Raw genomic sequence first — 17,865 nt, 5'->3', positions numbered from 1 at the left:
CGGCGCGGACAAGCGCACGGCGCGCGGCGCGGCGCGGCGCAGCACGACGAGCGGGCGACACGACACGACGGGCGACACGACGGGCGACGCTTCTCTCGACTGGAGGCGTCCGGGCACTGGTCAGACTTTGAGCAGCACCTTCGTACACTCGTCTTGCTTCTTTTGGAAGATCTTGTAGCCCTTCGGGGCGTCGCGCAGCGGCATGCGGTGGCTGACGACGAAGCTCGGATCGATCTCGCCTCGCTGGATGCGTTCCAGCAGCGGACGGGTGTAGCGCTGGACGTGGCACTGGCCGGTACGCATGGTCAGCGAGCGGTTCATGAACGCGCCCATCGGGAACTTGTCGACGACGCCACCGTAGGCGCCGATGACCGATACCACTCCGCCGGAGCGGCATGCGAGGATCGCCTCGCGCAGTGCGAACGGGCGTTCCGTCTCGGTACGGGTGGCCTGCTTGGCCCTGTCGTACGCGTAGATCGCGGCGTTTCCGTGGTGGCCTTCCAGTCCGACGGCGTCGATGCACGCATCGGGTCCCCGGCCGGCGGTCAGCTCGTTGAGGGTGTCGAGCACGTCGGTGTGCTCGTAGTTGATCGTTTCGGCGCCGGCGTGCTGTTCGGCGAGGCGCAGCCGGTACGGGAAGCGGTCGATGACGATCACTCGTTCGGCGCCGAGGAGGCGGGCGCTGGCCGCGGCGAGGAGTCCCACCGGCCCGGCGCCCCAGACGGCGATGACCTGCCCGGGTTTGATGTCGCACATCTCGGCGCCCATGTAGCCGGTCGGGAACACGTCGGCGAGCGTCACCGCCTGGTCGTCGGGGATCTCGTCGGGCACTTTGAGCGGGCCGATGTCGGCGAACGGCACCCGGGCGTACTCGGCCTGGCCGCCTGCGTACCCGCCGAGCAGGTGGGAATAGCCGAAGATGCCGGCCGGCGAGTGGCCCATGACCTTCTCGGCTATGCCGGCGTTGGGGTTGGAGTTCTCGCAGACCGAGTAGAGGCCACGTTGGCAGGACGAGCAGTGTCCGCAGGCGATGGGGAAGGGCACCACGACGCGGTCGCCCGGTTTGAGGTTGCGCACCTGCGGCCCGACCTCGACGACCTCGCCCATGAACTCGTGTCCGAGGATGTCGCCCTTGCGCATCGCCGGTATGTAGCCGTGGTAGAGGTGCAGGTCGGACCCGCAGATCGCGGTGGTACTGATCTTCACGATCGCGTCGCGGGCGTTCATCAACTTCGGGTCGGGTACGTCGATCACCTTGACGTGGTCGGTGCCCATCCAGGCGGTGGCCTTCATGCGGAATCCTCCGAAGCGTGTCGCGGTCAGCGGCGGGTGTCGGGCAGCGGTTGGGCCGGGCGCTGCATGACCTGTTGGCGCACGGAGATGCCGTTGGGGCTGCCGTCGGAGCGGACCACCTCGCCCGCCTCCAGCATCTGCTTGAACCGGCGTAGGTCGTCGCGGACCTGCTGCTCGGGTTCCTCGCCGAACAGCTTCGCCACGGCCCGACCCAGCGACCCGGCGGGAGGCGCGTAGGCGAGTTGCACGCGTACCTCGGTGCCCCTGTCGCCCGGCGCGGGCAGGAAGCGGACGCGACCGGCGTTGGGCACCTGGGCGCCGGGCAGCGACCGCCAGGCCACGGACCTGTTCGGCTGGTCGTCGATGATTTCGGCGTCCCACTCGATGTGCCGGCCGGCGGGCCCGCGGGCGATCCAGTGCGAGCGGCGCAGGTCGTCGGCCCGCACGGACTCGAGGTGGGCCATGAAGCGGGGCAGGTTCTCCAGGTCGCGCCAGAAGCGGTACGCGTCGGCGGGCGAGCGGTTGACGGTGACGCCGAGACTGATCCGGATCATGCGGTCGCGGGCGCGGCGGGCACGTGTCGCGGCGACGGCGACGGCGAGGTCGACGGCGGTGATGCCGGCGATCACGGCGGTGGTCAGCGCGAGCCGCCTGCGTCGCTCGCCGCGTCGGTGCGCCAGTGCCCGGCCGAGCAGCGTGAGGTCCATGGCGTCGCCGAGCACCCGGGTCCACACCCAGCCGCCGGGGTGGCGGCCGGCGACGAGGGCCGCGCCGTGCGAGAGTTCCCGCGCGCCGACGGCCCGGATGACCGCCACCGCCGCCGGGGAGTCGTCGACCCCGGTGAGGCGGGCAAGCGGCGTGGGTTCGGCCAGCGCGCCGACGCCGAGGGCGAGGCTCAGCCAGCCGAGGGTACGCGGCAGGGCATTCTTCGGTGGGGCCCCGTCCAGCTCCGGTAGGCGTACCCCGTCGACATGGTCCACGTCCGGTCCTCTCCGCTCGGCGTGCCCGCCGTCGGCGCGGCGGCGCGGCGGTGGTTCCGCCACCGTGACGCTATGCCGTAGTCCCACCTTCGGTGTCCGTTTCTGCCCAGAACGTCTCCCGGCATGGGCGTCTTGACGTCACCTTGGCGACACGACACGCACGTATCGGGGCTGGGTCGCTACGGTCGGGCTGCCGCCACGCTCCGGAAGGGACTCCGTCATGAGCCGTGCCTCGGTCCGTCTGATCGCCATCGCCTCCACCCTCGCCCTCCTCGCCGTCGAGGCCATCGCACCGCCCGGCGCCCACGCCGTTCCCCCGCTGCCGGCGGCGTCCGCCACAGCGGCCACGACGTCGAAAACCGCCGCGCTCGGCGGTGTACGGAGCGTGGTCCGGGACGCCCGCACCGGAGCGCCGGTCCCCCGGGCCTGTGCCGCACTCGTTCCCGTCGACCTGGTGGCGCTGACGTCGGTCATGCTCGACGAGGAACAGTCCGGCCGCCACGCCGGCTGCACCGACGAGCAGGGCAATCTGAGCGTCGACGGGGTGACGCCCGGCCGCTACCGCCTCCTGGTGCGGCCGTCCGACACCGCCCGGCACGGCTCGCAGTGGGTGGGGCGACACGGCGGCACCGGCGAGCGGGAGCGCGCCCAGGTGATCCGGGTGCGCGGAGGCGCGGTGACCAGGGCGCCAGAGGTACGCCTCGACCCGCCGGGCACGATCGTCGGCGTGGTGACCGACGCGGCCACCGGCCAGCCGATCCGCGGTGCCAGCGTGCTTGTGGTGCCATTTCTTCCGCACCCCAAGTACGGCGAGAACGGCGTCCTCACCGACGAGCAGGGCCGCTACACAATGACCGGTCTCGGGCCGTACCACTGGCCGTTGCAGTTCGCCGCGACCGGGCGGGCCATCCAGTGGTCCGGCGGCGTGGCCAACCGCCTGCAGGCCCGGCCGGTGCGGGTGCGCAGCGACCGGACGGTGACGGCGGATCAGGCGCTCACCGCCGGGACTGTGGTCAGCGGAGTCGTCCTGGTCGACGAGTTGGCCACCTACGCCCAGGTGGTGGCCTTCAACACGGTCACCGGTGACCTGGTCGGTGTGGCGGACGCCGGTAGCCCGTACATGCTGCGTCTGCTTCCGGGGCAGCGGGTGAAGCTGCGGTGCGACTGCTCGTACCGGCTGCCGGAGTGGCACCGCGACGCCGCCGGCTTCGACGCCGCGACCCCCGTGCGTGTCGGACGGGCACCCGTCGTGGTCGACTTCGACCTGGGCTGATCCGAAAGGTCCCGCGGCCGAGCGCGTCAACGTCGACCTGCCGACCGGCATGGAGATCCGCGTTCAGGTGGCCGTCCGGGCGGGGTGGCGGGACGCCCGAGGTTAGTGGGCGCGCACAGCGGGTAGCCGACGGGTGCTCCTACCAGCGCCCGCGGAGGTCGGATGTCGGCGACCAGTGCCTTCTTCGAACGCTTGGCGGCTACCGACCATGATCCACGGTTCGACAAGGTCCGGGGTAGCGTCCGGTTCGACATCCGCGACGGTGACCAGGTGCAGCGGTGGCTGCTGGCCATCGACCACGGCCGTCTGCGGGTGACGCGGGACGACGGCCCCGCCGGGACTGTCATCCGGGTGTCCGCGCAGGTGGCGGAGTCGATGGCGCTGGGCCAGATGAACGGCTTGGCGGCGATCACCCGTGGCGAGATCCTGGTCGACGGTGATCTGGCTCTGGCGTTGCGGGTCGGTCGGCTGTTTCCGTCGCAGACCGAGGTACGGCGAGGTGCCGCCGCCGAGCCGACGAGCGGAACCGGATGAGGGACATCCCGGGCACCGTGTCATGCCTCGACGGCAGCACCTTCATCGTCTCGGACGCCAGCGGTGACGTGGAGTCGTCGTCGAGCGCGCCGGTGGGGCTGTTCACCGCCGACACGCGCTTCCTGTCCCGCTGGGTGCTGACCGTCAATGGGGAACGCCTGAACGCGTTGTCGGTGGACGACAGCAAGTACTACGAGGCCACGTTCTTCGTGGTGCCGGGTGGGGCTGTCGACTACGTGCAGGCCGACGTGTCGGCGATCCGGCGGCGCTGGATCGGCCCGGACCTGATCGAGTCGCTGACGATCTTCAATTACGGCGATGAGGACCTCGACCTGGACGTACGACTTGAGGTGGCTGCCGACTTCGCCGACATCTTCGAGATCAAGTTCGACACGCACGACAAGGTCGGCAGTCACTACACCGAGATCGAGCCGACCGAGTTGCGGCTGGGCTACCGCCGTGGCACGTTCCGCCGCGAGGTTTCGGTGACGGCCAGTGAGCCGGCCACGTTCGACCCGCAGGGGCTGCGGTTCACGTCGCGGCTGCGGCCCGGGGAGCAGTGGTCGACCCGGTTGCAGGTGGTGATGCGGGCGCTCCGCCCGGACGGTGTCGATCTGCGGGACGCCGTGCGGGCGCTCCGACCTCACGAGTCCACACTGCCCGAGAGCGTGCGGGAGTGGGTTGCGCAGGCCCCGACACTGGACACCGACAACGTCCCGCTCCAACAGGTGTACGAGCGCAGCCTCGTGGACCTGGCGGCGCTGCGCTTCGCGCCGCTCTCGCTCAGCGGCGCCGCCGTACCCGCGGCCGGGTTGCCCTGGTTCATGACCCTGTTCGGGCGCGACAGCCTGCTGACCTGTCTTCAGACACTGGCCGTCACGCCGTCGTTGACCCCGCCGACGCTGCGGATCCTCGCCTCGCTACAGGGCGCCCGCACCGACGACGTCCTGGAGGAGGATCCCGGTCGGATCCTGCACGAGTTGCGCTACGGGGAGTCGGCGGCGTTCGAGGAGCAGCCGCACTCCCCCTACTACGGCACCGTGGACGCCTCACCGCTGTTCGTGGTTCTGCTCGACGAGTACGAGATGTGGAGCGGCGACCGGGCTCTGGTGATCGAGTTGGAGCAGGAGGCCCGCGCGGCTCTGGAGTGGATCGACACGTATGCGGACCTGAACGGGACCGGCTACATCTGGTACGAGCGGCGCAACCGTGCCACCGGTTTGGAGAACCAGTGCTGGAAGGACTCCTGGGACAGCATCTCCTTCGCCGACGGGAGGCTGCCGGGTTTCCCGAGGGCGACATGCGAAACCCAGGGGTACGCCTACGACGCCAAGATCCGCGGCGCGCGGCTGGCGCGTACCGTCTGGGGTGATCCTGACTTCGCCGACCGGTTGGAGCGCGAGGCGGCGGCCCTGTACGACCGCTTCAACAGGGACTTCTGGCTCGACGACCGGGGTTACTACGCGCTGGCGCTCGACGGTGACGGGACGCCGGTGGACAGCCTGTCGTCGAACATCGGGCATCTGCTGTGGAGTGGCATCGTGCCGCCGGAGCGCGCTCCGAAGGTGGTCGAGCACCTGATGGGTCCCGCGCTGTTCTCCGGCTGGGGCGTGCGCACCTTCGCCGAGGGGCAGGGCCGCTACAACCCGTTGGGCTACCACAACGGCACTGTGTGGCCGTTCGACAATTCGTTCATCGCGTGGGGCCTGCGCCGGTACGGGTTCCGCAGCGAGGCGGGGCGCATCGCCGAGGGGATCCTGTCGGCAGCGACCTACTTTCAGGGGCGGCTGCCGGAGGCGTTCAGCGGGTTCGACCGTTGCACCACCCGCTACCCGGTCCGGTACCCGACGGCCGGCAGCCCGCAGGCGTGGTCCAGTGGCGCGTCCATGCTGCTCATCCGAACGATGCTCGGCATCGAACCGCACGAGAACCATCTCGCCGTCGATCCGGCGCTGCCGTCGGCGTTCGGCCGGATCGCGCTGCTGGATATCCCGGGCCGTTGGGGCAGGGTGGACGCCTTCGCCCGCCAGCGTCCCGAACGGTCCAGCTGAGGGCGCGTGGTGCCTCTGGCGACGGGGACGCCGGCCAGCGTGGGCAGGTGCGCCACGCCGGCCGGCGTCAGAGCTGCGACTGGTCAGAGAACGAATGTGACGCCGGCGGCCTTGCACGCGGTGGTGATGTCCGTGCCGGCCTTCTCGAAGGCCGGGTTGTCGGCGGCGGTGGCCGGGTCCGCTGCCGCCGCGGCCTTTGCCGCCTCGGCGCCGAACGTCTTCAGGGCAGTGGCCAGCTTGCTGTCGCCGCCGGCCGTGGCCAGGCTGGTCACCCTCTCCTCCAGCCCCGCGAGGATCTTCTTGTAGTCGGCCGCCGACGGCTCACCGGCCGAGACGATCTTCAGCAGTTCCGCCTTCATCTCGTCGCTGGCCTTCTGCGCCGACTCGCAGATCTCCTTGTCGCTCATGGCGGGTGCGGCGGGCGAGGGGGCGGTGGAGGTAGCTGCCGCGCTCGGGGCTGCGGACGTGGGGGCGGTGGACGCGGCGTTCGTCGCCGCATCTCCGTCACCACAGGCGGCGAGAGCCGTTGCGGCGGCGAGGATCAACACGGCGGAGGCAAATCGAGAGGACTTCACGGACGGGCACGATAACCGATGTTCCGATGATGATCAATTTGGTTGCAGGGGCACCGCCCAATCACGACGGACGTGCCGTTCTCGTACGGCTGAGGATGGCGAGCGGCCCTCCTCTGTCGGTGCGCGGGTCTACGCTCCGGACCGAGGAGACCAACCGAGCGGGGGCAGGGCATGGGCCACATCCACATCGAGCTGTTCGCAACTCTCGACCTCGTCGGGCAGGCGCCCGGCGGCCCAGAGGAGGACCCGGAGGGGTTCCCGTTCGGCGGCTGGCAGGCGCCCCTGCTGGACGACGTCGCCGGTGCGCAGGTCTACGACGCGTACGAGGGCACCGACGCCCTCCTGCTCGGCCGACGCACGTACGACATCTTCGCCGCGTACTGGCCCCACCAGGAGGGTGGGCAGGACAACGCCATCGCCACGCTCTTCAACAGTGTCCCGAAATATGTGGCGTCCCGTGGCGAGCCGGATCTGTCCTGGGCGGGGTCCACGCAGCTGGGCCCGGACCTGGCCGGCGCGGTGCGCGAGATCCGGGACCGGCACGAGCACGTGAAGGTCGTCGGGAGCCTCAACCTGGTACAGACCCTCCTGCGCGAGAAGCTCTTCGACAGGCTCGACCTCTGGGTGCACCCGATCGTGCTGGGCGTCGGCAAGAAGGTGTTCGACGGTGGCGAGGTGCCCACAAACCTCACCCTCCTCGACCCGCCGGTGGCCAGCCCGACGGGCACCGTCTACCTGCGCTACGGGCTCGCCGAAGGCGCTCCCGGCACCGGCGACATGAGCGCACCCGACCGTGGTCGGAGCTGATCGCAGCCAGCGCTGAGCCGCGGTCAGCGCTGACGCCTGGTCAGCGCCGAGCCGCGGTCAGGACTGCAGGGACGGTCAGGACTGCAGGGACCAGTCGGCGTCGCCGTCGGTGACGGTGGCGTCGCTGAAGTGCCCCGGGGCGGCGTCCGGCCAGTTGCCGCCGGGGAAGGCGCTGGCGTCGATCGCTTCCCCGTGCAGCGCCACCATCTGGCTGGCCTGCGCGCCCAGCACCGCCGTCAGAGTGCTGACCGCCGCGATGATCATGCCGGTGTTGACTGCGGCTTCCTCGACGATGAGGGCGGCACCGGCCCAGGAGAAGACCACGCTGCCGAGGGCTGCCAGCGCGGCGATTGTCGCGATGATGAACTTGGTCAGGATTACGGCGAGCGCCACGTAGAAGGCAAGGCCCGCCACCGCGCAGGTGTTCAGGGCGGTGGCGGTCTTGTCGGCGATGACCCCGATCCGGGCTGCGGCGTCCGACTGGGGCTTGATCTGCTTGATGTAGGCGTCGGCGGCCTGGCCGTGCCACACGCGCGCCACGCCGAGTTGTTCCGGCTTGAGTTCGCCGGACACGTCGGTGGCAAGACCGCGCACACCCTGCCACTCCGATGCGGTGAAGAAGAACGTCACCGGGGCGGCAGCGCCCTTGAGCAGTTCAGCGATCTTGTCCAGGATCGCCGAGCCGAGTTCGAGGAGCTTGTTGCCCACCCAGATCAGGCGATCGGCGATGCCCTGGGTGATGAACCACCTATCGACGGCCCGGCGGACCGTCGGATCGACCTTGTCGAGCTTGTCCGAGAGGTCCGTCATCTTGGACGAGAGCTTGTCCATTGTGGCTTCGTACTGGGCAAGGGTGAATGACATCCGGATCGATCCCCAGGTCAGTAAAGGTTGTTGAGCTCGTGGGCGTTGCTGGCGTCTTCGGCGTCGTAGGTGTCGGCGACCTTGCGCAGCGTGGTGGCGATCTCGGTCATCCGCTGCCGGCCCTCCCGGCAACGGGAGGTGATTTGATCGGCCGCCTCGTCATACGGCTTCACGAGGAGCTGGAAGAGGCCCGCCTCCAGTGTGGTCATCCGCAGCCCTTCGGCCCTGCTGGTGATGGCAGCCATCGTGTCGCTGTGCCGCAGCCACATGCCCGCCTCGGTGCGCAGCGTGTCGGTGGCGACCTCGACGTCCTTCTTGCTGGGGGGCGGAGTCATGTCTGGTCCTTCGCGGATTGCGCCGATCGTTGCAGGTCATTGAGGGTTGCCAGGGTTTCGGCGAACAGCTGATCCAGTTCGTTGGCGCCGGCTGCCTGGCGGGTCGCGTCCGCCAGATCGGCGCGAGCAGCTGCGACGGCCTCGGTCAGCGCGGCGGTCAGGTCGGCGCCGCCCTGCGTTTCCAGCCAGTACGGCTCCGCATCGCACGACAGCAGACCGGCCGCTGAGACGGTGACGACTATCTGGCCCGATGCGTCGGTGCCGGTGCCGGTGGCGGCGATCGGCGACAGGGCAGCGTACTCGTCGATGTTGTCGGCAGCACGCAGCACGTCCTCGACAAGTTCGTCGAGCGGGCGGGGCTGCGCGCGGTCCACCTGCGCCCGCATTGCGGCGGGCAGTGGATCGGCGGTCTCGGCAGGACGCTCCCCCGGTTGGTCGGCTCGTGGGTCTGCCGCGTCGTCGGGCAGCGCCTCGGAGACCGCGGCCATCCGCTCGACGGCAGCAGCCTCACAGGCCTCCAGCACCGCCGCCGTCAACTGCTCTGCGGCAAGTCGCCGCCGCCAGCCCGACTCCACGGCGATGGATTCCGGCGATCCGTCGGGGCCCAGCACCACCTGAACGGCGCCGGTGGCATCGGTTGCCACCACCTGCTCCGGCATGCTCGCCTGAGCTTCGCTCAGGATGCCCTGGAGGCCGAGGGCGTAGCTTCGCAGTTCCTGCAAAGACCGGACGATGTCGTCGGTCACGAACGATCCTCCCGTAGCTGCTCGAACCGCTCCCGCAACCGGTCACCGCCGGCGGTGGCGCGGACCCGGACCACCTGCCGGGCCACCGCCGCCATGGCCACCGCACCCACCACCAGCAGTACGCCCAGGAGAACGTCGGTGCTCGCCTCCGACGTTGCCAGGCAGCCGATCCCGAGCACGACGACGAGGAGCGCGAATGCGAGAAGCGGCCCGGCGATGGCCCACCGGCGACCGCGCGACCACTGCCGCGCCCCGTACCAGACGACCACCGACACCACCGCGCCGACCGCCGTCAGCGCCAGCGCGATGAGCAGCACCGTCACTGACGCCGCCCGGCCGAACACCGCCTGGTCCGCCGCGTCGGCCGACCCGAGCCACACGACGAGGGCGGGCGCGACGCAGAACGCGGCGACGATCCCCCACACCGGACCCGTGTCCCGCCCGCGAGGGCCGGTCAGTCCTTCACTCATGGTCAGCGAGCGTATCGGCTCGCGTCGCAACCGTCAGGCCCAGCCAAGGTCACCGATGGACAACAAGTAGCCGCCGCAGGTGAAACACGGCCTTCGACAGCGCGTCCAGCCTGCAGGATCGACGGCGGACAAGCGGGATGCACGTCCTACGAGAGGGCGCCGCCGGCCAGCGCGAAGGTCACCAGGATCGCGGCGGCCAGTGGTATGGCCACCGCGACGGCGAGCGCCCGCTGACGATGGGACCGGCCGGTGAGCACGACGATCAGCACGCCCAGCGCGAGGTCGATGGCGACGTTCCACCAGGCGCCGGAGGAGTAGCCGGGGTCGGTCGCCTTGCCGGCGAACCGGGCCGCCTCCTCGAAGAAGACGGCTGCCGGCAGCGCGACACCGACGATCTGCCGCCAGCCCGTGCCCCGCGCCCAGGTGCCCGCGGTACCGAAGACCACCCCGGCGAGCACGCCGAAGAACATCCAGACCAGCGACGTCGGCGCCCAGAGCACCGCGAGGTCGTCGCCTTGCAGAAGGGCCGCCGCGAGGTAGTAGCTGGGTACGGCGACGACGAGCAGGACGGTGGCGCCGAGGGCGGCGCGGAGCCACCCGGACCGCACCCAGTAACCGAAGAGGAAGGCGGCAACCGCCCAGGTCGCTGTTGAGTTGCCGAGTTCGGCGATGGGGAACGGCAGCCACTTGATCCAGCAGAAGTCCAGGAAGCCGAGCAGCAGTCCGCCCACCACGGAGGCGAGCGCCACCGTCCGATCACCAGGTCGCATAGCGGCAGAGCATACCGAGTATGCCCGGACCGGTTCGGCGCCCCCTCGCCCCGGCCGCCGGATCGTCAGCCGGTCCGGGCGCGGAGGCTCCGCGCCAGGGTGGGGATCATCACCGCCGCAGGGACGAGGTGCAGCGCGAGCAGGGCGGCGACGGTGGCGGCGTCGGCCCCGGAGAGCAGGGGCGGAACCATCGAGATAGCGGTCAGCGCCACCGTCGTCCACACGAACCGGCCGGCTGGGCGGGCGCTCCAGCGGAGAAACGCGACGGCGATGACGACGCCCACGACCGAGAAGACGCCGGTCACGAAGGCGAACCCGCCCAACGGGATCTTCTCGCCACCGTCGGGGATCTCGAAGTCGACACCGGCGGCCCGGGCGAGAGCGGCGGCGAGGGTGGTGGCGACCACCGCGACGAGCGCGGCAAGGAGGCCAACGCCGACCAGGCTGCGATATCGATGGGTACGCCCGGTCCGGCCCGATGTCCGATCCGCGACGATCCCGGTGCCATTGGTGCTGCTCATGTCGTTCCTCCACTCGGTGTCGGGGCGTACGCCGGGACTACTGCGCGCTGCCCGCCGGCAGGCGCTCGGGCAGCCCGAGGCGGGGGAACTGGTCGTCGTGGAAGATGGTGATCTCGGTGATCTCGCCGCCGGTGACGCGCAGAACGTCGATCGTCAGGGGCAGGTACGCGTTCTCCTGCTGCTGCCAGTGGTAGAAGGCGACGGCGGGTTGCCGGTTCACTGTGGTGGGGATGCCGCGCAGGCCCGTCATGCCGTCGAAGCCGTCCTCGATCCAGCTGGCCACGACCGCGTCGCGTCCCACGTACACGCCGGGGGTTGGAGGCATCGAGGAGCGGACGTCGTCGCGCAGCATCGCAGCGAGCGCCGGCACGTCGGTGGCCACGCTGGCGTCGGTGAAGCGGCGTACCAGCTCGCGGGTCCGGGCGTCCTGCTGGTCGCCGGTCCAGTCCTGCCGCTCGGCGGGCAGGTGCTCCCGCATGCCGACGCGGGCGCGCTGCAAGGCGCTGTTGACGGAGTTGACGGAGTCCCCGAGCAGCTCCGCGACGTCCTTCGCCGGCCAGCCGAGGACGTCGCGCAGGATCAGCACGGCGCGCGGGCGCGGCGCGAGGTGCTGGACGGCGACCAGGTACGCCAGCTCGATCGTCTCCCGCGCGACGGCAATGGTTTCCGGCGCGTCCGCGTCGCCTGCGGGCAGCTCGTCGAGCAGCCGGTCCGGGTAGGGCTGCAACCACAGCACCTCACCGCCGATGGCGGGCTTCGGGCGGCACTTGGCGAGCAGGTCCAGGCAGGCGTTGGTGGCGATGCGATACAGCCAGGCCCGGAACGTGGACCGCCCCTGGAAGGTCTCCCGCCGCCGCCAGGCGCGCAGGAACGTCTCCTGCACGGCGTCCTCGGCGTCCTCGAAGGACCCGAGCATCCGGTAGCAGTGCACGTGCAGCTCCCGCCGGTGCCGCTGCGCCAGCCCCGTGAACGTCGACTCGTCGACCTCGCTCAGATCGCCCACGCCCCGCTCCTTCAGCCGCGTGTCCGTACTCATCGCGTCATCCTTCCGCCTCGTCGTGTCCTGACATAGGTATGACGGGTGCGGGCGGGACAACTCATCACCGTGCCGGCCGGCCCGGGGTGGCGGACGCGGTCCTGCCGCGTCCGCTCGGTGGAGCGAGCGGACGCGGCAACCAGGGATCCGTGCTGTCAGGCGGTGAGTTGCCGAAGCATCTCGGCCGAATCGTGCAGGGCCGTCATCTGGACGAACCGTCCGTCGCTGACCTTGTAGATGGCGTACTCGACGATCTCGAACGACTTGCCGGACGGCGGCACACCGAGCCACTCCTTCACCGGGGTGCCGGTGTTGATCGCGCGTACGGCGATGCGGTCGCGGTCGAACAGCAGTTCCTTGACCTCCCAGCGCAGGTCCGGAACGGCGTCGACGTCGTGCTTCTGTACGGCGAGGACGTCGTCCCGGGTGCCGGGCTCGCCGTTGAGCATCACCGTGTCGTTGATGAACTCGTCCATGCCGTCGAACTTGTGGGCGTTGAGGTCGGCGACGTAGCGCAGGTACCAGTCACGCAGGTTGTTGTCAGTCATCAGATTTTCTCCTGTTTCTCCGTGTCACCAGTTCAAGGGGCCGAACTCGTCGGTGAAGGTTCCGCTCGGGCCGTCGGGGCCGAGGGTGGCCAGGCGTACGACGGTCCTGGCGCTCTCCGCTGGCGGGCGTCCGATTCCGAGGGCGGCGGTCATGTCGGTGGCGGTGGGGCCGGGCTCGATCGCGTTGAACGTGATGCCCGGGTTGGCCTTGGCGTACTGGATCGTCAGCATGGTGGCCGCCGACTTGGACGCCGCGTAGAGCGCCGCCGGAAGGTTGTACTCGGGCCGTTCGGGGTTGGTGACCGCCCAGAAGGACCCCATGCTGCTGGAAACGGTGACCACCGTCGGGTTGGACGACTGTCGCAGCAGGGGCAGCGCCGCCTCGGTGACGCGGACGATCCCCACCGCGTTGGTGTCGAACACCCGCAGGGCTTTCGGACCGTCGATGGGACCGTCGCCGAGGATGCCCGCGTTGTTCACGAGGACGTCGAGCCGACCCTCCGCCGAGCCGATGGTCGCCAACGCGCTGTTCACCGACTCGTCGTCGGTGACGTCGAGTTGCACGAACCGTGCGCCCAACTCGGCTGCGGCCTTCTCGCCCCGCTCGACGTCCCGTGCGCCGATGTAGACGGTGTGGCCCAGGTCGAGAAGCTGTCTGGCGGTCTCGAACCCGATGCCCTTGTTGCCACCGGTGATGAGCGTGACGGTCATTCGAATCTCCTACGTGTCGTTGCCCCGGTTTTGTACCGCTCGGTTGCTGAGAACCATAACAGGGTTTTGTACTGATCGGTTGGTGACCCCGGTCACGATCTGTACCGAGCGGTAGACTGGTGCCATGACCACTGCGACACCGACGGGCGGACGTCCCCGGGGCTTCGACGAGGAGACCGTCCTCGACCGGGCGACCGAGGTCTTCTGGCGGCACGGCTACGAGGGCGCGTCGCTGAGCGACCTCACCAAGGCCATGGGCATCAACCGACCCAGCCTGTACGCCACGTTCGGCAACAAGGAGCAACTGTTCGAGCGCGCCTTCACCCGCTACCGCGACACCCAGGCGGCAAACGCCCGCGCCGCGCTCGACGAGCCCACCGCGTACGCCTCGATCGAAGCGTTCCTGCGCGCCAGCGCCGACGGCCTCACCGACCGTGACCACCCGGCGGGCTGCCTCTCCATCCAGGGCGGCCTGGCCTGCTCGCCGGAGAACGCCCGCATCTCCGAGCTCCTGGCCGCCGGCCGCGCCGCCACCGAAGCCGCGCTGCACGAGCGATTGGCTCGCGCCGCGAAGGAGGGAGACCTCCCCGACGGCGTGGACCCCCGCGCCCTGGCCCGGTTCGTGATGGCCCTCAGCGAAGGGCACGCCGTCCACGCCGCGGCCGGCGCGACCCGCGAGGACCTCCAGGCCTCGGTCGACATCGCCCTACGGGCCCTGGCGTTGCACCCCTGAGCCCCGCCCCGGCACGGTCTGCGCCTGAGCCCCGGCACGCTCCGCCCCCGGCACCAGCGCCGCGTATGCACGCCCGGTCACCCTCGGTCGACGCGCGCGTCGTTCGCCTAGCCGGGCGGCGGGCCGGTCCTCGGCTGGGCCAGGGCGCTCCGCTACTCGCCAAGATCCGAGCAAGTTCCCGGATGCTGCTGTCTCCGACGGGACGACCATCCGGCCGATGGATCAGATCGGCGGGCGCTGCGCGCCGTCCAGCCGCGCCCTGAACCACCTGGCCGACCGGCGCGCCGAACGCGCCCGGCACGAAGGTCGGTGATGGCGCCTCGACGCCGGCCGACAGGCCCTGCTCGCCCTGGCCCAGCTTTGCAACGGTGACACCATCGCCCGTCTGGCCTGCGGCCTCGCCGTCAGCGACACGACGGCCTGGCAGGACGTCCTCCGGGAAGCGGTCGACCTGCTCGCGGCACACGCCGAGGACCTGAACGCGGCGATGCGGCGCATCGGCCGGCTTGCCTCGGCCAGCGGCTCCGGCCAGACGCCCAACCGGCCTCGGCGCGGACTCCGGAGCACTGTCACCCGTACGCCCCGTTCGGCGAGCACCGCCACCGCCTCGACCTCACAAGGCACCCGGGACGAGTCGCCGCCCCGGCCGGGAGACGAGCGTTTACCGCTTGTCGCGCCCCGGCCGGGACGGCGGGAGAGCTGATGTTCCGCGTCGGCGGCGAAGCCCTGCCGCGGTGCGCTAGCCGACTACGCGGGTCGGTCCGGCCGAGGGCACTCCCTCCCCGGCCACGTTCACCGAGCACACGGCCACGGTGTAGGAATGGCCGCTGACCAGGCCGGTCAGCCGGATCGAGCGGCCGGTGGTGGAGATCGACGAGACGACGGAGCCCGGCTGGGAGTTGTCCAGGTAGTACACGGTGTACGCGCGCACGGTGTCGCTGTACGGCCCGGTCGCGGCGTCCCAGCTCACGTCGATGTAGCCCGGCCCGGCCGTGGTGTTGACGTTCGGCGGGCCGGCCGCGGTCTGCAGGTTGGCGACCGTCACGGAGGCGATCGGTGATTCCGTGGGTGCGGTCGTGTTGCCGCGGATGGCCACGACCCGGAACTCGTAGCGGTGGCCCGGCACCACCCAGTTGACCTTCCACGAGTCGGCGGGGATCGGCAACGGCAGTCGTTGGAAGCCTTCACCGGCGGTCGCGTCACGTTGATAGAGCCAGTAGCCACTGGCGCCGAAGGAGTGCTGCCATTGCAGTTCGATGCCGTTGGCGGTGGCGGTGGCCCGCATCGAGGTGGGCGAGTAGGGCACCATCTGCGGGATGCTTTCGGAGGGGATGGTGTAAGCGGCACCGAGCTGGAACTGGTTCCACAGCACGTTGGCGAACCCCTTGGCGATCTTGTGTTCGCCCTGCGGGTTCGGGTGCAGACCGTCGTAGGCATCGGTGTACGCGTCGTAGCCGGCGGCGATGTCCACCAACCGCACCGGAGAGGTCGCCGTGTTCAACGCCTGCAGAGCGGGGCCCAGCTTGGCGTTGTACGCGCTGATCTTGCTGCCCAGATCCGGTTGCGCGTCCAGCGGTGTGCGTTGCGGGACTGTGGCGACCAGGATGCGGACGTCGGGCCTGCCGGCTCGGGCTTTGGCGATCAGGCTACGCATGTCGGCGATCAGCCCATCCGGGTTGGACACACCCCAGCCCAGGTCGTTGAAGCCCAGCTCGACGAGGAGGTATTTCGGCTGGTACTGGCTTACCCGAGCCTGGATGTCGTTTTTGGTTTGGTGGGCCTGGCGTCCCCATTGGGCGAAGTGGTCGCTATCGAAGGTGAGCCCGTTGCGGTAGACGCCGTTGAAGTAGGGCGGTGCCGACTCGTCCGGGAAGTTCGCCGGGAGGGTCGACGGCAGCCGGGTGGTCCCGCGGTAGGGCCCGACGAAGATGACGTCACGCCCGGCCGCCTTCAGGTGTTCGGCCAGCCGGTACCGCCAGGTGTAGTCGCCCTCAAGGCCCTGGCTGATTGAGTCGCCGACCACCATGATCGAATCGAGGACCGGTCCGAAACCCGTCGGTATGCTCACCGTGGTCCACAACTGAGCGTGATCGGAGTGCGACGACCAGATTCGTTGAACGCTGTGGACCGTCACCGACGGCGGCACGAACACGTAGTCGAGTTTGTCGCTGAAGACGGTGCCCAGCCGTTTATGGGTGGTATCGCCGCCCCGACAATAGGTGACCGGGTCGTCATCCGTTTCCGTTGTTTGCTTAATTTCGTTGCGACAGGGACTGAACGCCTCCTTGAACGTACCGTGTGCCGCATCGCTCCCCGCGGACCGGTAGTTCCGGTGGTAGAAGTTGCTGAGCACGGCGGAGCCCGGGACGTCGTTGAGGTCGCCGGCGAGAAACACGGTGGAGCCGGCGTAGTGGGCTGCGAGCACCCGCTTGACCTCTGCCGCCTCCCGCTTGCGCTGCTCGACGTTCTCCCCAGAATGGACGAGGTGCGCGGTGCAGACCACCAATACCTTGGCGAAGGATCGCAGGCACAGCATTTCGCGCTTCTCGAGGCCCTCCACCGCGGGCAGCTCGTGCGCCACCGGCTGCGGATCAGGCAGAACGCTCTGCTTGTAGATGATGGCGTTGCCGAACGGCGAGTCGTGCTTGCAGGTCGCGACGGCGCCGTCGCCGCCGCGGACCGCGTCGAAGTGCATCCGGTACGTGTCCGGCAGGAGCGCTTCCACCCGATCCAGCCAGTCCAGGCAGCCTTCGTTGATGGTCAGGAACGCGAGCCTGGGCATCCGGCTGTTGATGTCCACGGCCAACGCGTCGGCGACCTCAAGGCCCTTGCGCCCGTGGGCGTCACTCCCACCGGCCATGTTGAATTGTCCGATGATGGGCTCGTCGGAGTCGGCCACCTGGACGGGCTGCCGCGTTATGGAAGACGGCGCCGGGGCGGAGGACGCTGCCGGGGCGGACGGCGGCGCCGCGGCTGCCGCCGAAGGGCCGACCAGGCATCCGGCCGCTGTGAGTATCGCGACGACCAACCGACTGAGTCTCATCGTTTCCCCCAAAGGTGCAGGGGCGCACCTTACGACGTTTGCGCCCCCGTGCACGTCGTGTGGCTGATCATCTTCACCGAAGCGGAATTGGATGGCAATGGGCTGCCCGAATGTTCCGTCCTATGTGGTCGCCAGGCGGGGAACGGCCGGTGCGGCGCGCGGTCGGGACGACCATCCGGCCGATGGATCAGATCGGCGGGCGCTGCGCGCCGTCCAGCCGCGCCCTGAACCACCTGGCCGACCGGCGCGCCGAACGCGCCCGGCGCGAAGGTCGGTGATGGCGCCTCGACGCCGGCCGAAAGGCCCTGCTCGCGGCGCACGCCGAGGACCTGAACGCGGCGATGCGTCGCATCGGCCGGCTTGCCTACGCGATTCTCGACGCCGCCCTGGTCCCGATCGACCGGGCCCGACGGCAGAAGACCGTCAACCGCCATCACGCCAAGATCCGAGCCGTCGGCGAACGTGCCGTCGCCACCCTCAAGGGCCGGAAAGTCCCAGTCAAGCTTTCCTACTGCCCGCGACGCGTCACCGCGATCGTCCGGGCCATCCTCGTCCTACTTCACGTCCAGGCGCAC

At 69.9% G+C, this 17,865-nt stretch carries 18 protein-coding genes and 2 pseudogenes; 7 read left to right on the top strand and 13 right to left on the bottom strand.

Features of this window, described 5'->3' with window-relative positions:
* Positions 1 to 120: 120 nt before the first annotated feature.
* Both ADK66_RS15220 and ADK66_RS15215 read right to left on the bottom strand, forming a co-directional pair.
* Entirely contained in the window at positions 121 to 1,293 is a 1,173-nt protein-coding gene (locus ADK66_RS15220) for a zinc-dependent alcohol dehydrogenase (RefSeq protein ID WP_053655737.1), read from the bottom strand.
* A gap of 26 nt (positions 1,294 to 1,319) precedes the next feature.
* Entirely contained in the window at positions 1,320 to 2,336 is a 1,017-nt protein-coding gene (locus ADK66_RS15215; RefSeq protein ID WP_231640041.1) for an SRPBCC family protein, read from the bottom strand.
* A 157-nt stretch (positions 2,337 to 2,493) separates the two neighbouring features.
* Between ADK66_RS15215 and ADK66_RS15210 the strand changes: the two genes are divergently transcribed.
* The 3 genes from ADK66_RS15210 to ADK66_RS15200 all read left to right on the top strand — a co-directional run bounded on the left by ADK66_RS15210 (position 2,494) and on the right by ADK66_RS15200 (position 6,131).
* Complete coding sequence (locus ADK66_RS15210; protein ID WP_053655735.1) at positions 2,494 to 3,546, top strand: collagen binding domain-containing protein; 1,053 nt, start codon at positions 2,494 to 2,496, stop codon at positions 3,544 to 3,546.
* A gap of 162 nt (positions 3,547 to 3,708) precedes the next feature.
* On the top strand, positions 3,709 to 4,080 hold the full coding sequence (locus tag ADK66_RS15205; RefSeq protein WP_053655734.1) for an SCP2 sterol-binding domain-containing protein: 372 nt from the start codon (positions 3,709 to 3,711) through the stop codon (positions 4,078 to 4,080).
* A gap of 5 nt (positions 4,081 to 4,085) precedes the next feature.
* Positions 4,086 to 6,131, top strand: a complete 2,046-nt coding sequence (locus ADK66_RS15200; protein ID WP_053655847.1) for a glycogen debranching N-terminal domain-containing protein — start codon at positions 4,086 to 4,088, stop codon at positions 6,129 to 6,131.
* Positions 6,132 to 6,214: 83 nt separating this feature from the next.
* Here ADK66_RS15200 and ADK66_RS15195 read toward each other — a convergent pair whose 3' ends face one another.
* Positions 6,215 to 6,706 (bottom strand): hypothetical protein, encoded by a 492-nt coding sequence (locus tag ADK66_RS15195; RefSeq protein ID WP_053655732.1) that lies wholly within the window; start codon positions 6,704 to 6,706, stop codon positions 6,215 to 6,217.
* A gap of 171 nt (positions 6,707 to 6,877) precedes the next feature.
* Between ADK66_RS15195 and ADK66_RS15190 the strand changes: the two genes are divergently transcribed.
* The gene (locus ADK66_RS15190) at positions 6,878 to 7,513 is read left to right on the top strand and encodes a dihydrofolate reductase family protein (protein ID WP_053655730.1); all 636 of its coding nucleotides are present in this window, start codon (positions 6,878 to 6,880) and stop codon (positions 7,511 to 7,513) included.
* A 75-nt stretch (positions 7,514 to 7,588) separates the two neighbouring features.
* On the opposite strand, the gene ADK66_RS15185 is transcribed toward ADK66_RS15190, so the two are convergent.
* From ADK66_RS15185 to ADK66_RS15145, 9 genes are all read right to left on the bottom strand, one after another.
* Positions 7,589 to 8,377, bottom strand: a complete 789-nt coding sequence (locus ADK66_RS15185; protein ID WP_053655728.1) for a hypothetical protein — start codon at positions 8,375 to 8,377, stop codon at positions 7,589 to 7,591.
* Positions 8,378 to 8,394: 17 nt separating this feature from the next.
* Positions 8,395 to 8,712 carry a type VII secretion target gene (locus ADK66_RS31445; RefSeq protein ID WP_157552519.1) on the bottom strand — a complete coding sequence of 106 codons (318 nt, stop codon included), beginning with the start codon at positions 8,710 to 8,712 and terminating at the stop codon, positions 8,395 to 8,397.
* Positions 8,709 to 9,458, bottom strand: coding sequence for a hypothetical protein (locus ADK66_RS15175; RefSeq protein ID WP_053655726.1), 750 nt, complete (start codon positions 9,456 to 9,458; stop codon positions 8,709 to 8,711). The genes ADK66_RS31445 and ADK66_RS15175 overlap by 4 nt, the downstream gene beginning before the upstream one ends.
* Positions 9,455 to 9,928: a hypothetical protein gene (locus ADK66_RS31440; protein WP_157552516.1), complete on the bottom strand. Its 474-nt coding sequence runs from the start codon at positions 9,926 to 9,928 to the stop codon at positions 9,455 to 9,457. Before ADK66_RS31440 ends, ADK66_RS15175 begins: the two co-directional genes overlap by 4 nt.
* Positions 9,929 to 10,074: 146 nt before the next feature.
* A complete protein-coding gene (locus ADK66_RS15165; RefSeq protein WP_053655722.1) occupies positions 10,075 to 10,698 on the bottom strand; it encodes a DUF6518 family protein in 624 nt (207 codons plus the stop codon).
* Positions 10,699 to 10,763: 65 nt separating this feature from the next.
* The gene (locus ADK66_RS15160) at positions 10,764 to 11,219 is read right to left on the bottom strand and encodes a DUF6069 family protein (RefSeq protein WP_053655720.1); all 456 of its coding nucleotides are present in this window, start codon (positions 11,217 to 11,219) and stop codon (positions 10,764 to 10,766) included.
* A 37-nt stretch (positions 11,220 to 11,256) separates the two neighbouring features.
* Positions 11,257 to 12,255, bottom strand: coding sequence for an RNA polymerase subunit sigma-70 (locus tag ADK66_RS15155; RefSeq protein WP_053655718.1), 999 nt, complete (start codon positions 12,253 to 12,255; stop codon positions 11,257 to 11,259).
* Between the two features lie 155 nt (positions 12,256 to 12,410).
* On the bottom strand, positions 12,411 to 12,803 hold the full coding sequence (locus tag ADK66_RS15150; protein WP_053655716.1) for an ester cyclase: 393 nt from the start codon (positions 12,801 to 12,803) through the stop codon (positions 12,411 to 12,413).
* Positions 12,804 to 12,827: 24 nt separating this feature from the next.
* Positions 12,828 to 13,514: an SDR family NAD(P)-dependent oxidoreductase gene (locus ADK66_RS15145; RefSeq protein ID WP_053655715.1), complete on the bottom strand. Its 687-nt coding sequence runs from the start codon at positions 13,512 to 13,514 to the stop codon at positions 12,828 to 12,830.
* A 124-nt stretch (positions 13,515 to 13,638) separates the two neighbouring features.
* On the opposite strand from ADK66_RS15145, the gene ADK66_RS15140 reads away from it, so the two are divergent.
* The gene (locus tag ADK66_RS15140) at positions 13,639 to 14,247 is read left to right on the top strand and encodes a TetR/AcrR family transcriptional regulator (protein WP_053655714.1); all 609 of its coding nucleotides are present in this window, start codon (positions 13,639 to 13,641) and stop codon (positions 14,245 to 14,247) included.
* A 313-nt stretch (positions 14,248 to 14,560) separates the two neighbouring features.
* A pseudogene (locus tag ADK66_RS32295) lies at positions 14,561 to 14,758 on the top strand (IS5/IS1182 family transposase); the annotation flags it as partial.
* A 228-nt stretch (positions 14,759 to 14,986) separates the two neighbouring features.
* Here the strand turns inward: ADK66_RS32295 and ADK66_RS15135 are convergent.
* Positions 14,987 to 17,146 carry a GDSL-type esterase/lipase family protein gene (locus ADK66_RS15135; RefSeq protein WP_053655713.1) on the bottom strand — a complete coding sequence of 720 codons (2,160 nt, stop codon included), beginning with the start codon at positions 17,144 to 17,146 and terminating at the stop codon, positions 14,987 to 14,989.
* Between the two features lie 326 nt (positions 17,147 to 17,472).
* On the opposite strand from ADK66_RS15135, the pseudogene ADK66_RS30760 reads away from it, so the two are divergent.
* Positions 17,473 to 17,862 (top strand): annotated as a pseudogene (locus ADK66_RS30760) (hypothetical protein); the annotation flags it as partial.
* Positions 17,863 to 17,865: the final 3 nt, after the last annotated feature.

The sequence above is a fragment of the Micromonospora sp. NRRL B-16802 genome, assembly GCF_001279555.1.
Classification (GTDB): Bacteria; Actinomycetota; Actinomycetes; order Mycobacteriales; family Micromonosporaceae; genus Micromonospora; species Micromonospora profundi.
Note: the sequence above shows the minus strand (reverse complement) of the source record. Positions and strands in the feature narration are given on the sequence as shown.